This is a genomic window from Cellulomonas oligotrophica, from assembly GCF_013409875.1.
Lineage (GTDB): Bacteria > Actinomycetota > Actinomycetes > Actinomycetales > Cellulomonadaceae > Cellulomonas > Cellulomonas oligotrophica.
In genome coordinates, this window is sequence record NZ_JACCBK010000001.1 from 2,368,293 (window position 1) to 2,383,056 (window position 14,764).

The 14,764-nt window shown below is 74.0% G+C and carries 13 protein-coding genes; 9 read left to right on the forward strand and 4 right to left on the reverse strand.

Translation table 11 applies throughout. From position 1 onward, the window contains the following. Positions 1-12 precede the first annotated feature (12 nt). On the forward strand, positions 13-531 hold the full coding sequence (locus tag BKA21_RS10765) for a macro domain-containing protein (protein ID WP_203793464.1): 519 nt from the start codon (positions 13-15) through the stop codon (positions 529-531). Between the two features lie 254 nt (positions 532-785). On the opposite strand, the gene BKA21_RS10770 is transcribed toward BKA21_RS10765, so the two are convergent. The 4 genes from BKA21_RS10770 to BKA21_RS10785 all read right to left on the reverse strand — a co-directional run bounded on the left by BKA21_RS10770 (position 786) and on the right by BKA21_RS10785 (position 3,668). After that, positions 786-1,643, reverse strand: a complete 858-nt coding sequence (locus BKA21_RS10770; RefSeq protein ID WP_140458189.1) for an NAD-dependent epimerase/dehydratase family protein — start codon at positions 1,641-1,643, stop codon at positions 786-788. A gap of 139 nt (positions 1,644-1,782) precedes the next feature. Beyond that, the gene (locus BKA21_RS10775) at positions 1,783-2,319 is read right to left on the reverse strand and encodes an expansin EXLX1 family cellulose-binding protein (RefSeq protein ID WP_140458190.1); all 537 of its coding nucleotides are present in this window, start codon (positions 2,317-2,319) and stop codon (positions 1,783-1,785) included. Next, positions 2,307-2,669 (reverse strand): hypothetical protein, encoded by a 363-nt coding sequence (locus BKA21_RS10780; protein ID WP_140458191.1) that lies wholly within the window; start codon positions 2,667-2,669, stop codon positions 2,307-2,309. Before BKA21_RS10780 ends, BKA21_RS10775 begins: the two co-directional genes overlap by 13 nt. 231 nt (positions 2,670-2,900) lie before the next feature. After that, on the reverse strand, positions 2,901-3,668 hold the full coding sequence (locus BKA21_RS10785) for a MerR family transcriptional regulator (RefSeq protein ID WP_170208950.1): 768 nt from the start codon (positions 3,666-3,668) through the stop codon (positions 2,901-2,903). Between BKA21_RS10785 and BKA21_RS10790 the strand changes: the two genes are divergently transcribed. From BKA21_RS10790 to BKA21_RS10825, 8 genes are all read left to right on the forward strand, one after another. After that, on the forward strand, positions 3,640-4,575 hold the full coding sequence (locus BKA21_RS10790) for a HEAT repeat domain-containing protein (RefSeq protein ID WP_179625355.1): 936 nt from the start codon (positions 3,640-3,642) through the stop codon (positions 4,573-4,575). The genes BKA21_RS10785 and BKA21_RS10790 overlap by 29 nt on opposite strands. A 361-nt stretch (positions 4,576-4,936) precedes the next feature. Further along, positions 4,937-5,110 carry a thiomuracin/GE37468 family thiazolyl RiPP peptide gene (locus BKA21_RS10795; RefSeq protein ID WP_239072854.1) on the forward strand — a complete coding sequence of 58 codons (174 nt, stop codon included), beginning with the start codon at positions 4,937-4,939 and terminating at the stop codon, positions 5,108-5,110. 274 nt (positions 5,111-5,384) lie between these two features. After that, positions 5,385-7,862 (forward strand): lantibiotic dehydratase family protein, encoded by a 2,478-nt coding sequence (locus tag BKA21_RS10800; protein WP_140458194.1) that lies wholly within the window; start codon positions 5,385-5,387, stop codon positions 7,860-7,862. After that, positions 7,862-8,776 (forward strand): lantibiotic dehydratase C-terminal domain-containing protein, encoded by a 915-nt coding sequence (locus BKA21_RS10805; protein ID WP_140458195.1) that lies wholly within the window; start codon positions 7,862-7,864, stop codon positions 8,774-8,776. The genes BKA21_RS10800 and BKA21_RS10805 overlap by 1 nt, the downstream gene beginning before the upstream one ends. Next, the gene (locus tag BKA21_RS10810) at positions 8,773-9,837 is read left to right on the forward strand and encodes a lantibiotic dehydratase C-terminal domain-containing protein (protein ID WP_140458196.1); all 1,065 of its coding nucleotides are present in this window, start codon (positions 8,773-8,775) and stop codon (positions 9,835-9,837) included. Before BKA21_RS10805 ends, BKA21_RS10810 begins: the two co-directional genes overlap by 4 nt. Beyond that, positions 9,830-11,230, forward strand: coding sequence for a SagB family peptide dehydrogenase (locus tag BKA21_RS10815; RefSeq protein ID WP_140458197.1), 1,401 nt, complete (start codon positions 9,830-9,832; stop codon positions 11,228-11,230). The genes BKA21_RS10810 and BKA21_RS10815 overlap by 8 nt, the downstream gene beginning before the upstream one ends. After that, positions 11,227-12,855: a hypothetical protein gene (locus BKA21_RS10820; RefSeq protein ID WP_140458198.1), complete on the forward strand. Its 1,629-nt coding sequence runs from the start codon at positions 11,227-11,229 to the stop codon at positions 12,853-12,855. The genes BKA21_RS10815 and BKA21_RS10820 overlap by 4 nt, the downstream gene beginning before the upstream one ends. Further along, positions 12,852-14,759 (forward strand): TOMM precursor leader peptide-binding protein, encoded by a 1,908-nt coding sequence (locus BKA21_RS10825; protein ID WP_140458199.1) that lies wholly within the window; start codon positions 12,852-12,854, stop codon positions 14,757-14,759. The genes BKA21_RS10820 and BKA21_RS10825 overlap by 4 nt, the downstream gene beginning before the upstream one ends. Positions 14,760-14,764: the final 5 nt, after the last annotated feature.

Genomic DNA, 14,764 nt, shown 5'->3' on the forward strand with positions numbered 1-14,764 from the left:
CAGAGTGTCGTCGTGCAGATCGAGGTCGTGCGGGCGGACATCACCAGCGTCGAGGTCGACGTCGTCGTCACCGCGGCGAACAGCCCGCTCATCGGCGGGGGTGGTGTCGACGGCGCCGTCCACCGGGTCGCGGGACCCGACCTGCTCCAGGCGCTGCGCCCCTTGGCGCCGTGCCCGGTGGGTGGTGCGGTCATCACCCCCGCGTTCCGGTTCCCGCCACCGGTGCGCCACGTCGTCCACGCCGTCGGCCCGCGGTACGGCGTCGACGAACCCGCCGCGGACCTGCTCGCCGGCGCGTACCGCGCGAGCCTGGCGCTCGCGGACCAGGTCGGCGCCGAGTCCATCGCCTTCCCGGCCCTGTCGACCGGCGCGTTCCAGTACCCACGGATGCAGGCCTGCGACGTCAGCGTCCGGGCGCTGCGATCGGCCACGACGACCGTCCGACGCTGCCTGCTCGTCGCGCTCGACCTGAAGACCGCCCGCTTCTGGGAACGGACGCTTCGACTACCTATCGGTAGTCAAGAACCGTGACTACCGAATACGCGTCATCCGCCTTCTGCCGCCCGAAGACCCGCCCCGGCGGTCCGCTCGTCGCTCACAGCGACGCGAGCACATGCAGCGCAGCTGCGCCAGGCCGTCGAGGCGCCCCGTTCGCGATGAGCCCGTGGCTCGTGAGCTCGTTCGACCGGATCGCGAGGTTCCCGGAGGCGTAGCGGGCCGACGCCGACAACCTGCCCCCGCCCCTGGGACGGCTGACGCTCCAGCGGTGACGACCCAGAGCCCGTTCAGACCTCGTCTCGCCAGGTGTGCTGCGGGTCGTAGCCCAGCAGGCGACGGGCCTTGTCGATCGACAGGAGCGTCTCGCGGCCCTGGAGCGGGCGCGTCACGGGGACGTCGGGGAGGTGCTCGGCGACGAGCTCGGCCGACGGGCGGTCGAGCACCGTGTCGGGCGAGGCGATGATGAACGCCTCGAACCCGCGCAGGTCGCTCTCGAGGGCGAGCCGGACCGCAAGGGCACCGTCGCGGGCGTCGATGTAGCCCCAGAGGTTCCAGATCCGGCTGCGCGGATCGGCGGCGAAGCCCGGGAACGCGGCGTAGTCATCCGGCTCCATGACGTTGGAGAACCGCAGGCCGATGAGCTTGAGGTCCGGGTCCCAGCGCGCGAAGTGCCGGGCCATCTCCTCCTCGACCGCCTTGCCGAGCGAGTAGGTGCTCTCCGGGCGGACGGCGTACTCCTCGTCGACCGGGACGTACGGCGGAGGCGTGTCGAAGGGCAGACCGAGGACGGTCTCGCTGGAGGCCCAGACGACGTTCCTGATGCCCGCGCGGCGGGCGGCGCTGAACACGTGGTGGGTCGCGACGACGTTGTTCGCGAACGTCGCGCCGCTCGGGCGCAGACCCGGTGCGGGGACGGCCGCGAGGTGCACCACGGCGTCGACGCCGTCGTACCGGTCGTCGATGCCGGCGAGCGCCTCGGTCACCTGGCCCAGGTCGGTGAGGTCGACCCGGCTGAACACCGCCGGCTGACCGTCCGGCGGGAGCGCGGTGTCGACGTTGACCACGTCGTACCCGTGCGCGGCCAGGTGCTCGACGACCGCACGTCCGAGCTTGCCGCTCCCGCCGGTCACGACGACGCGGGTCATGCGCCGAGCCGTCCGCGCGACGGCGTGCCGGGGGCGTGGTCGGTCAGGTCCATGCCCCATCAGACCACGGGTGACCGGGACGCGTGCCGCTGCGGGGCACCGGGCCCCAGGCGTCGGCCGCCGGTGCTGGTCGGGGCGGTCAGTAGAGCCGGACCGTGGTCGGCTGCAGCACGCCCGGGCTCAGCGTGAGGCCGTCGGCGACGGCGGACCGACCGTGGACGTCGGTGACGCGGACGCGGTACGGCCCGGCGCCCGGGCTGCTCTCCAGGGTCCACCCCCACGACTGCCGGGTCAGAGGGCGGAAGGGGCCCTCCCCGTCGGCGACCTCGACGGACGCCACGGCGTTGCCCACGTTGTCGACGTGCAGCCCCAGCCACCACGGCGAGGACCCGTCCTTGACCTTGAACGCCAGGCCGTCGGCGACCGGGGGGTCGCGCACCACCCGGGAGACGATCAGGACGACGCCCTTCGCCGGGTCGTCGACGGCGGCGAACGCCTCGGTGCTGAGGTCCAGGTGGCCCGCATCGCACTCGGGGCACAGGTTGTCGATCTTCACCAGGACGGTCCCGCGGGCGCCCGTCACCTCGACCCACGACCCGCAGCCGCGGCCCTCGTCGAACAGCGCCGGACCCGCGGCGGCGGTGTAGCCGTTCGCGGGGAAGGTCAGGGCATGCACGCCCCGGCCGGCCCGGCGGCCGTGTAGTAGGTGGCGACGCCGGTGACCGGGTCGCCCAGGGTCGTCGGTGCGGCGGGGGGCGCTGGGCTCGGCGACGCCTCCGGGGCGGCGGTCGGCGTCGGTGCCGGTGCGGGCGTCGGGGTGCTGGTGGGTGCGGACGTGCGGATGGGCGTCGGGGTGGTCGTCGCGGTCGGGGAGGCCGCAGGCGACCGCGACGCTGCCGGCCGACCCGGCCGCTCGTCGGGCCCGGCGAGGGACCACGCGGTCAGCGCCCCGAGGACGACAGCCACCGCCACGAGGGCCGCGACCGCGAAGCGTCGGGCGATGCGCCCGCCCGGGACGTCGTTCATCGTGCCCTCCGGGTGCCGGACGGGTGGCGCCGTGCAGGTGTCGAGCCGTCCGGCTCGCGCTCGGCGTGGGACACCGTGCGGGCCGGCCGCCGGGTCGGACGTGACCCTGGCAGCGGTCCGTCGCCGCCGTCAAGGCGGTGCTGCCCGACGAGCGGGCCGCGCACGCCGACGACAGCGACCTGCCGTACCGCCCGGCCCACCGACCTTGCAGCGGTGCGCCGGGCAGCGCGCTCAGGGTCGGTGGCCCAGGCGACGCACCGCGTACGCCCGGACCCCCGCAGCCAGCCAGGCGGGCAGGTCGGGGTCGTCGCCGCCGACGACGACACGCTGCGCGGGGTCGGACTCGATGAGGTCCGCCAGCGCGTGGTACGCCTCGGGGCTCGCCGGCCACGTGGCGCGCACGGCCTCGTAGTGCGCCGCCACGATGTCGAGCGCGGCGGAGGACGTCGGGTCCAGGTCGGCCCGGCGGGCGCGCGACAGCTGGCTGTAGAGGTCCCGGGCCTCGGACTCGGCCTCGTGGTAGTCGTCCCTCGTCCAGCTGGACGGCCACGGGTCGTGCGCGGGGAGCGCGGTGTCGACCGCCGTGCCGAACCTCTTCCGCAGCGTGGCGGCGAGCTGGGCCCGGCGCTCCTGCAGACCGCGGAAGAACTCGCCGTCGGGCAGGCTGCGACGTCCCTCGAGATCGTCCAGCGTCCGGCGGATCGTGCCGGCGATCGCGTCCAGGCGGTCGCGCTCGGCCGTGACGAGCCGGAGGTGGCGGCGCAGCGCGGCGGCCTCGTCGTCCTCCCCTGCGAGGATCGCCTTGATCTGCGGGAGCGAGACGTCGAGGTCGCGCAGCAGCAGGATCCGCTGGAGCACGCGCAGCTGGCTCCGGCCGTACCAGCGGTACCCGTTGGCGGAGACCTCCTGCGGCGCGAGCAGCCCGATCTCGTCGTAGTGCCGCAGGGTCCGGGCCGAGACACCGGAGATCGTGGCGACCTGGCTGATCGAGTACCGCACGGTCGAGCACCCCCTTGTTGACCTTCTCGCAACGTCAACTTTTAGTGTGCCCGACATGGAACCGGAGCAGACGTTCGTGATGACGGCAACGTTCTCGCCCACCGGCGACGCCCAGGTGGACGACGCTCTCGGCGCCCTGACGCACCTCGACCGCGACGTGCGTCAGGCCGCCGCTCTGAGGGTCGGCGAGCTCGCCCACCCGGGCGCGGCACCGGAGCTGGTGGCCCGGCTGTGGTCGGAGCAGGACCCGTTCGTCCGGGAGACGCTCACCTGGGCGATCACGCGCGTCCGGAGCGCCACGCCCCTCCTGCTCGAGGCCCTGGCAAGCACCGACCCCGGCACGCGAGAGCGGGCGCTGCACGTCCTGAGCAAGGTCGCCGACCCGGCCACGCTGGACGCGATCCTGCCGCTGACGTCCGACGCCGACCCGCACGTCGCCGCGAAGGCGCGGTGGGCGCTAACCCGTCTCGGGGACCCCCGGGGAGTCCCCGCGGTCGTGGCCCACCTGGCGGCCGGCGACGACACCGTCCGCAACGGCGTGACCCGTGACCTCGCGTCCTTCGGCGCGGTCGCCGTGCCCGCGCTGGTCGCGGTCCTGGCGAGCGGCGCGACGGACAACCGTCGCCACGCCGCCGAGGTCCTGTGCCTCATGGGTCCTGGTGCGGAGGGTGCGACCGACGCGCTCTCCGAGGCGCTCGACGACCCGGACGGGACGGTGCGGGTGTCGGCGGCGATGGCCTTGCTCGACCTGGGCACCCCGGCCGCGCTGGACGCGCTCAGCCGGGACACGCGGACGCAGGACCCGCGGGTCCGTGAGATCGCGCGCCGTGCAGGGCTGAGGCAGACCGGTGGACGGCGCACCGCAGCGCGGGTGCTGGCCGACCGACGGCGCGCCGCGGGGGGGTGACGCCCGGTCCGGCGGCGGCCGCCGCCGGACCGACGCCCGTCCCGCAGCTGTCGGCGCTCCGGGGTGACGTCGACAGCCCGTCCCTGCGCCGCGGCGCCGCGTCTCGTCGAGCGCGTCACGACCACCGTGCCAGACCGATCGGAAAGCATCCGGTCGGTCCCATTTTCATACCCTCGCGAAGGGTATTTTTTGTGCATTCTTCAATCACTTTCTTGACGCGCCGAAGAGGTTGCCAGAGCCATCCGGGACCGGTAACTTCCTTGATGTCGGGTATTCCACCCGATGGGCAGTTTGATTGCTCGGCCAGTTCCGGACCGCTCCGAGCACGCACTGCTCTCGACACCGATCGACAGGAGAAATCGTGAGCAACCAGAACGCCCTTCGGGACCTGCCCATGGACGTCTTCGAGCTCGAGGACCAGAGCATGGACGTCTCCTCCCTGACCGCCGGCCACGGCATGACCGAGGTCGGGGCGTCGACGAACTGCTTCTGCTACCCCTGCTGCTCCTGCTCGGCGCCGTCCAGCAGCGCTTGACGTCCAGGAGCGCCTGAGACGACCGGTGGGGTGGTCGCCGGCGGACGCGCCCGGCCACCCCACCGACCCGGCACCGACCGAGCCGACCGACCTCCGGGAAAGGAACTCAGGAATGGGCACGACCCACTCTCGCCAGACTTTTCCAGGTGACGGTCCCGATGACGACGCCGTGTTCGACGTCCGCCTCTCCGCGCTGCCTGCGAGAACCCTGAAAGAACTGCGCTTCACCCACACCCGCACCGCACTCGACGCACGCGCGGATTCCCGCGCGCAGGTGGATCGCTGCACCGCTGCGGCTGCGGCCGAGCTCTTCCGCGCGATCGGCGCTCAGGGGATCGACCCGCAGCGCCAGAAGAACCTCCTGCGGATCAAGCGCGCCCTCGGACGCGGCCGGGTGCCGGGCGAGGACGTCCTGACGACGCTGCCGGCACCCCTGGCCGACGCGCTGCGCCGCGTCGACGACGCGCTCGCCCGCCATCTCCAGGAGGGTGTCCAGGTCGAGACCGCCTTCGCGGCGGACCGCGCGCGGACCCGTGAGCTGCTTGCCGAGCACGTCACGGCGCCCCTGCTGCGCAACGGCGTGCTGCAGTCGGCCCCGTCGCTCGAGGACCTCGTCGACTCCGACGACTGGCCGCAACGCATGGCCTCCGACAAGCGCGCCGCACGCGTCGCCCAGTTCGTCTACCGCGCCGCCGCGAAGACCAGCCCGTTCTCGACGTTCACCTGTACCGGCCGTCCCGGGGCCGAGGGCAGTGCCGGCAGATCGACGACCCCCGACCCCGGCTCGACGCGCCTCGTCCGCCAGCTCGACGGCAAGATCTGGGCGCTGCTCATCCACGACCTGGCAGAGCGCCCCGCGGTCGCCGCCAGGTGGGACCTGCGCCCCAACCCCTCGCTCACCTGGGTCGAGGCTCTCGAGAGGTTCGTGCTGCTCGGGCCTCCCCCCGCGGAACAGCTGCGCTCCTTCCCGGACCACCCCGCGATCCGCCTGGTGCACGAGGCTCCCTCGCGGACCGCAGCGGCCACGACCTGGTCGAGACGCGTCGCCGGGTGCGCCGACGACAGCACCCCGGCTGCGGACACCGTGGAGACGCTGCTGCGCTCGGGCGTCCTGGAGGCCGTCTGCCCCGTCTCCGAGAGCGTCGACCAGCCGGTCGGCGACCTCGTCGCGTGGATCGAGCAGCACGGCGTCGCCTCCGACGTGCCGTACCTCGGCACGCTCCGGCGCCTGGCGACCGTGCTCGCCGAGTGCCCGTCCCCGACCGATCCGCAGCGCCTGCGCACCGAGCACCGGTTGCTCGACGCCGCCGTCCGCGAGCTGCTCGCGATGCTCGGCCGGTCGGCAGACGACCTCGGACCCGACCTGGTGCTCGTCCACGAGTCGGCCGTGCTCACCGAACCCGTCACGGTTCCGGCGGCGGAGCGGCCGTCCGCTGCGGACCTCGCCACCGTCTCGGCCGCGCGGTCGTGGCTCGCCGTCCTCGACGTCAAGTGGCCCGGACGGCTCGCCGTCTCCACGTACGCCGCCGCCGTCGTCCCGCCGGGCCGGTCGGTCCCGCTGCTCCAGTTCTACCAGGCGGTGCACCAGGAGCTGCAGCGCGGCCAGGGGCCGCTCGCGGATCACCTGCGCACGTGGTTCTCACCCGTGCCCGTCCAGCCGGGCCCGTCGACGCGAGCCACCCAGCTCACCGCACCGCTGCTGGAGCTCCTTCATGAGCGGCAACGGTGCACCGAGCTGGTCCCGCGGCCGTCCGAGCACGGCGACGGCGTGACGAGACTCAGCCTCCAGCAGGTCGCGGACCAGCTGCGGACCCGGCCGGAGCGGCTGCGGAGCACGGGGCCCGCGGCCGTGTACCTGCAGGCCGCGAGCACCACCGACGCCCGGTGGGTCGTCAACGTCGTGCACGGCGGGCACGGGCGCGGCCGCGCGCGGACCGACCACCTCATGCGCTGTGCTGGGCTCGACCCGGCACCCGTCAGCGTCGCCCGCGGGACGCACACGCTGCCCGCCGAGTACACCGGGACGCACGGCTCGTCGCTCAACGCCCGACGCGCCACGCTGCCGGCAGCGATCGACTACCCCTGCACCACGGGTCCCGCGCCGGGCCAGGAGCGGCTCCCGGTCGGCCGGCTGCACGTGCAAACCGGCGCGACGGGACTCGTGGAGCTCGTCGATGCCCGCGACGGCACACGCGTCCAGCCGACGCACGTCGGCATGCTCGCCGACTACCAGCTCCCGCCCCTCGCGCGGTTCATGGAACGCGTCTTCGGCGACGCCTACCTGCTGCACCCGAGCAGCCCGCCGTTCGCGTCGGACCTGGCGCTCGGCAGCCTGGCCGGCATCACCAGGATCCCGCGCGTGCAGGTGGAGGACCTCGTCGTCCAGCGTCGCCGGTGGATCGTGCCCGCCGCGGACTTCCCACGCCCGCGGACCGACCGATCCCACGCCACGTACCTCGAGGACCTGCAGGGCTGGCTCAGCGACCGCGACCTGCCCGCCACGAGCTACGCCCGCGCCTGGGGTCGCGACCTGCGCGGGGACAAGGCGAAGTCACGCAAGCCGATGCTGCTGGACCTCGACTCGTGGTGGACCGTGTGGGAGCTTCTGCGGCACAGCGCTGGTGCCGACTTCGTCGTGCTGGACGAGGCCCTGCCTGACCCGTTCGGGCGGCACCCGGACGCGCCTGCCGTCGAGCTCCTCATCGAGGTGCCCGCGCACCTCGTGGACGACGAGATGCGGAGGGCCGCCTGATGCCCGCCCCCGCTACCGGCGCCGAGCGCACCTGGACATCGCTGCACGTGCGGTGCGACGGGGACACCGACGAGCTGCTGCGGACCGTGATCGTCGACGTCGTCGACGATCTGCAGGAGCGCGACCCCGGGACCGCCTGGTTCTACCTGCGCTACTGGGAGGGCGGCCCTCACGTGCGGCTGCGGCTGGCCCTGCGCCCGACGGACCGCGAGCACGCCGTGGCCCTCGTGCGCGATCGGGCCGGCGCGTGGCTCGCCGAGCACGACCCCCGGTACCCCGCCCCGGAGCAGGTCTACGACCAGATCGCCCGTCGGCTCGCGGCACGCGAGGGTGAGGACCGTGAGGTGCTCGGCTGGCAGCCCCACGGGCACGTCTGGGAGCAGCCGTACGTGCCCGAGGTCGACAAGTACGGCGACGGGGCGTCGCTGCGGGCGTACGAGCAGCACTTCGAGGAGTCCTCGGCGCTCGCTGCTCGCGTGCTGCTCGGTCGTCCCGCTCCCACCCAGGTCCTCACCGTCGCGACCCTGCTCGTGCTCACCGGGTGGGTCCGGGAGGACGTCGGCCCGTCGGCCCGACCCCGCGACGAGCTCGTCGACCGCTGGGCGTCGGCGACACCGCTCGACCGTCGCAAGCCACCGCGCGCCGCCGCGGAGATGTTGCGCGGGCTCCTGTCACGCGCCCGTTCAGGCGCCGACCCCTGGTGCGAGGAGTGGCGGACGTCCCTCGAGCGCCTCCACGTGCGTCTGCTCGCCGCCGACGTGCCGCCCGCCGACCGGTCCCGTGGGTCGGACGTGTGTCACCACCTGCTGTGCAACCGGCTCGGCCTGACCCTCGAGCAGGAGGTCACGGTCCGCCGGATCGCCTGGGACCTGCTCACCGACGAGGCACCCGCGAACGTCTGGGCGGCCCGATGAGCACGCCGGAGCCGTGGTGGGAGCTGTACCTCGTGCGCTGGGACGGCGACGCCGCACGGGTCGTCGAGGAGGTCGTGCGGCCGCTCGCCGGCGACCGCCTGCTGGGGCGCCGGCCCTTCTACGTCGACACCGACTGGTGGCGGGGACCGCACGTCTCGATGTGCTTCTGCGCGTCGCACGAAGCCGTCGCCGCGCTGCAGGCCGACGGACTGGTGGAGCGCGCGTCCGACCTCCTGGCGGCGCTCGGCCCGGGCGCGAAGGTAGAGCCCGGGCAGCACGTCGACCTGCACGAGCGCCTCGCGCGCTACGAGCGGCGGGCCCGGCCGCTCTTCCCGTGGCTGCCGGACGGCAGCGTCGGTCTGCGGCCGCTGGCGGCTCGGGACGTCGACGGCACCGACGAGGCCCTCGCGCGGACCGTCCGGGCGAGCCACCTGGCGCTGCGGGTGCCCGAGTGCGACCTGTTCGGGGAGATCTCGGCCGGCCGCCTGCGCGTCGAGGCGTACGCAGTGCATCTGCTGGCGAGCATCGCCACCTGGTTCACCGACTCCGACCTGCGCGCCACGTACCCGTCGTTCGCGTCGCACGCGGAGGCCTACCTGGGCACGGACGCCGTGGTCGGCACGCGCGAGCGCTGGGACCGGGCATACGAGCTCCACCGTCCCACGCTCACCGGGCTGCTCGCCGAGTCGGCCGAGCAGGCGGCCTCGGGCACGCCGCCGGCAGCGACCGCGGCCACCGTCATGACCCTCGGCTCGGTCGTCGACGCCACGGACCCGCTCGCGCTCTTCGGGGGCAGTGCGCTCCCCGCCACGCAGGACCTGTTCCGGGGATCGGCCTTCCACGCCGCGCTGGCCGCGAACCGCGGGTGGCAGGACGAGGTCCGCACCAGCGCCTGGTTCGCGCGGTACCGGCTCGTGCTCAACCTCGCGTACCTGCACCTCACGAAGCTGGGCCTGACGCCGCATCACCGCTTCTACACCTGCTACCTGCTCACCCGGGCAGCGCAGGACCTGACCAGCACCACCGCAGCCGACGTCGTGAGAGGCCTCGACCGTGCCTGAGCTCACCCTGCCCTCCACCGCGCGCACGCCCACGCCCTCGTCCGGGACGACGCTGCGTCTCGCCCTGGCGCCCGGCGTGTACCTCGCGCGGTCCCCGGAGCTCGCCGTACTGGTCCGCTGGCCGCGCAGCCGCTCCCTCGGCGCGTGGGACGAGCCGACGGCGACACTCGTCGAACAGCTGTCCGACCCGCGGGGCGTCGAGGTCGACGCCGCCGTGCTCACGGGGCACGGCACCGACGACGTCCTCGCCGGGCTGCTCGACGACGGATGGTTGACCGTCACCGTCGAGCGCACGTCAGGGCACGTCATGACCGTCGTCCCACGGCGCCCGCCGGCAGCCCGCGACGTCCCCGCGCACCGGCGACGCCTGACCCCGTCCCGGCACGTCGTCGCGGTACCGACCGCGGACGGGTGGAGCGTGGAGGCTCCGCACTCCTGGGGAGACGTCACGTTCTCGGACGTCACCGGGATGAGCCGGTGCCTCGACCCGGACGGCCGCGAGGTGGACGTGCTCGAGCAGCAGGTGCTGGCGTGGTGCGGCGTGCTCGTCGAGCCGGACGCAGAGGCCGCCGAGCTCCGGCACCGCCAGTGGTCCGCCCACGAGCTGTGGTTCCACGAGCGGTCGCGACGCTATGGACGTGAGCGCGGGTTCGGCGGCACGTTCTGGGCGCGTGGCACGTTCGCGCCCCCGCCGCTGCGCCCGCCCGGCGCGGGCGTCACCGTGCCCTTCGTGACCGCGGATCCGCAGCGTTGGCGCGAGCGCTCGTCGAGCCTGCACACCGTCCTCGAAGACCGCCGCTCGACGCGGCGCCACGACGACGACGCCCCGCTGACCAGCGAGCGCCTTGGCGAGTTCCTCTACCGGACCGCGCGGCTCCGCGCGGCGCAGGAGGTGGACGGCGTCGAGTACGCGAGCAAGCCGTACCCGTCGGGCGGGTCCGTGTACGAGATCGAGCTGTACCTGCTCGTGCGGCACGTCGAAGGGATCGACCCGGGCCTGTGGGTGTACGACCCGACCGCGCACGGGCTGGCCCCTGTGCGCGACGGGCTGGCAGACCCCGATGTAGCGGCGCTGCTGCGCGAGGCCACCCACTCGTCAACCGTCGACACCCCGCCGCAGGTGACGGTGCTCATGGCACCGCGGTTCGGGCGGATCCTGTGGAAGTACGAGCAGATGGGCTACGCCGTGATGCTCAAGCACGTCGGCGTCCTCATGCAGACGATGTACCTGGTCGCCACCGACATGGGGCTCGCCGCCTGCGCGATCGGCAGCGGGGACAGCGACCTGTTCTCCCGCGCGACCGGCCTGGACCCGCTGGAGTGCACGACCGTCGGGGAGTTCCTGCTCGGCACGCCGCACCCCTCCGACACCTTCCAGGAGCGTCCCGCATGAGCACCGACGTGCTGCGATGGTCGGACGACGCGGTGGTGACCACGCACGACTGGGGCGTGCTCGTCCACGACGAGCGCGGGGTCCACCAGCTCCGCGGCTCAGGGCTCGAGCGGCCCGTGGCCTGGATCCGGGAGCGGCTCACCGAGCCGACCGACCCGGCGAGCCTGCTGGCGCCGCTCCCCGACGGGAACCGCGCGCGCATGGGGCGGCTCGTCGACTCGCTCGTCGCGCGGGGTGCGATCACCGTGGAGCGCTCCGACGCGTCCGCGACGAGGACGCTGCACGCCGGCCTGCGCACCGGGCCCGCCGGCCACCGCGCCGCGCAGGCGCTGGCAACGCTCCTTGAGGGTCACGGCGTGGTGCTCCCCCGGCCCGCAGCGGCCCTCTCGCCCGGGCTCGCCGTCGTCGACGGCGACGTGCACCCGGCGGACGCCCCCGAGCGCGCCGTCGGCTTCCGGCTCGTCCTGCGGAGCGAGGACGTGTGGCTGGGCCTCTTCCGCGGCGACGCCGCAGACCGCGCCGCCGGGGCGCAGGAGCTGTTGCGGTACCTGGGCGCGTCGGGCGCCGCCGCCCTGCCGGGCGCGGCGCACGGCGCCGAGGCCTGGCTGCCGTGGGTGGCCCGGACGCTGGCCGCGACGGCCCGCCCGGACGCGTCCGGCGCGGACCGCTGTGTCCGGCTCACCGTCGACCCCTTCGCGGTGCACGAGCACCGCCTCGTGCGGACCGACGGGGACCGGGTGGCGGGCGGCGTCGGCGCGGTCGAAGACCTGAGCGACCCGCTGGTGATCTCGCGGCGCTGCGCGCATCTGGTCGACGACGTGACGAGCCCCGTGGGCGTCCCCTCGGAAGCCGGGCTCCGTCAGCTACCGCTGCAGCTCTCCGGGTCGACGGTCCGACACGCGGACGGCAGCCGGGAGGTGGTGCTCGGCCACGGGTGGACCCTCGAGCACGCGCGCGGCCACGCGGTCGGGCAGGCCGTCCTGCGCTACGGCCTCTCCCGCCTGTCCCCGAGCGTCACCGCTCAGCCGCTCGCACAGGGCAGCCGCCCTGGCGCGCCCGTCGTGCTCCGCCGTGACGACGTCCTGCGGGCGACGGCCGGGTCCGGCGGTGTCGCGTCGCTCGGTGCGACAGCGCACCACGCCGCGCACGCGGCGGCGGTCCAGCTCGCCGCGCGCCTCGCGGCGACGGACCCGCAGGTGACCTGGCACCCTGCGCCGCTGCCGCCGTCAACCACCGGTGCCGACCTCCTGGCGACCGATCAGGAGTGCGACCAGATGCTGGTCGCGCAGGGGCTGCCCTTCGACCTCGTCGCGCTGCGGGTCGCACCGGACGCCGTCGTCATGGGCGCATCGGACCACGGTCCACGGGACGCCGCGGAGGCGGCGGTCGTCCAGGCGCTGCTGCGCCACCAGTCCCGCAGCCCCGGCAACGGGGTCGCGGCGCCGCGGACGTACCGTCCACCGGCCGCGACGAGCGACGGCGTCCCCGACGTCACCTCGCTCGCCGCCCTGCTCGGACGGCACGGCACACCGCTCGTCGTCCCGCTGTCCGGCGGCCCGTCCGTCGACGCGGTGCTCCCCCACCAGGTCCTCGTCCTGCTCGCCCCCGGAGGCTCCCGACCGTGACCGCTGTCCTGTCCGAAGTCCGCACGTGGTCCGCTCACTGCCGGGCCGTCGAGCAGCACCTCCGGGCCGCGTGGGACGAGGCCGCACCGGCCGTCCACCCGTGGCGTCTGCGAGTGCACGTCACCGGCACGCCCGACGACGAGGCAGCGTCCGCCGCCGGGCAGGTCGTGGTGCTGCTGCGCCCGGGCGCCGCACTGGTGACGACGCACGACGCGCGGCAACCCGGCTGCCCGACCTGCCTGCTCACGCGTCACCGACTGGCGACGCCGAGGTCCGTCGACATCGAGCGGGCTGAGGAGCGGTGGGTGGACCTCGACCCTGTCGTCTCCGAGCCGGCGGACCCCGACGTCCTGGCACGAACCGTCGTGGCGGCCGCCCGGACCCTCATCGCGCAGACCGCCGAGCAGCCGACACCGACCCGGACCGTCGTCCGCGTCGACGCGCGCACGCTCGAGCTCGCGTCCCACCGGTTCTTGCCTGACCCCCTGTGCGCGACGTGCGGAACGCTTCCTGACGACTCGCCCGAGTCCGCCGATCTCGTGCTGGAGCACCGGACCAAGCCGGACCCTCGCAGCTACCGGTACGAGGACCCGGTCTCGCGTCTAGAGACGCTGAAGCGTCTGTACGTCGACCCGTTCTGCGGCCTCCTGCACTCGCTGCAGCGTGACACGCAAGGCGGGCTCGCCGTCGCCGGTGCGCTGATGAAGCTGCGGCGGCACGAGTGGATCGAACCGGGTTTCGGCCGCAGCCGCAGCTATGAGGAGAGCGAGGCGACGGCGATCCTCGAAGCGCTCGAACGCTACGGCGGCGTCCAGCCCGGCGGGCGGCGGACCACCGTCCGGTCGTCGTTCGCCGCGCTGGGAGACGACGCCGTCGACCCCCGCCTGTTCGGCGTCCACCCGGCGAGCACGTACGCCGACCCCGGCAACCACTACCGCGACTTCGACCCCCACACCCCGTACTGGTGGGTGTGGGCGTACTCGTTCGCCCAGCAACGACCCGTGCTGGTGCTCCAGGAGCAGGCGTACTACTACGTCGCGCACGACGAGGGTCCAGGCCCGTTCCTGTACGAGGTATCGAACGGCTGCGCGCTGGGCTCCGCGATGGAGGAGGCGATCTTCCACGCACTGCTGGAGGTGGCCGAGCGCGATGCGTTCCTCATGGCCTGGTACCGGCGGCTCGCCCTGCCGCGTCTGCGCGTCGACACCGCCAGGCACCATCCCGTCTCGGCGCAGCTGCGGGCGGTCGAGCGGGAGACCGGCTACCAGGTCCGGCTCCACGACCAGACGACCGAGAACGGCATCCCGTCGGTGTGGGCGATCGCACGGCACCCGGACCCGTCGGTCACCGACCGGCCCACCCAGGTGTGCGCGGCTGGCGCCCACCCCTCGCTCGAGAAGGCCGCGCTCAACGCGCTGAGCGAGATCGGCCCGTTCCTCAACGACTTCATCGGCCGGTTCCCGACCCTGGCGCAGGACGCCGAGCGCATGGTGGACGACCCGGGGCTCGTGCGCACCATGGCGGACCACTCGACGTACTTCGGCTCCCCCCGCATGCGGCACCACCTCGACTTCCTCGACGCCGGCCCTAGCGTCTCGTTCGCCGAGGCGGAGCGGGACGGCCAGTTCACGCACGCGTCGATGGCCGACGACGTCCGCGAGATGGTGGACCGCTTCCTCGCCGAGGGGCAGGACGTGATCGTCGTCGACCAGACCACCGACGAGCACCGTGCGGCAGGCCTGTCATGCGTGAAGGTGCTGGTCACCGGCAGCCTGACCATGACCTTCGGCCACCACCTGCGCAGGATCGAGGGGATCGAGCGCCTCGGGACGGTGCCGGCACGCCTCGGGCTGGCCTCGGCGTGGTCCCCGGACGAGCCCGTGCTGCCGCACCCGTTCCCGTGACCGGA

Excerpts from the sequence above, each read along its gene's own strand:
- BKA21_RS10820 (WP_140458198.1), top strand. The coding sequence starts at position 11,227 with ATGAGCACCGACGTGCTGCGATGGTCGGACGACGCGGTGGTGACCACG.
- BKA21_RS10770 (WP_140458189.1), bottom strand. The coding sequence starts at position 1,643 with ATGACCCGCGTCGTCGTGACCGGCGGGAGCGGCAAGCTCGGACGTGCG.
- BKA21_RS10805 (WP_140458195.1), top strand. The coding sequence starts at position 7,862 with ATGCCCGCCCCCGCTACCGGCGCCGAGCGCACCTGGACATCGCTGCAC.
- BKA21_RS10780 (WP_140458191.1), bottom strand. The coding sequence starts at position 2,669 with ATGAACGACGTCCCGGGCGGGCGCATCGCCCGACGCTTCGCGGTCGCG.
- BKA21_RS10810 (WP_140458196.1), top strand. The coding sequence starts at position 8,773 with ATGAGCACGCCGGAGCCGTGGTGGGAGCTGTACCTCGTGCGCTGGGAC.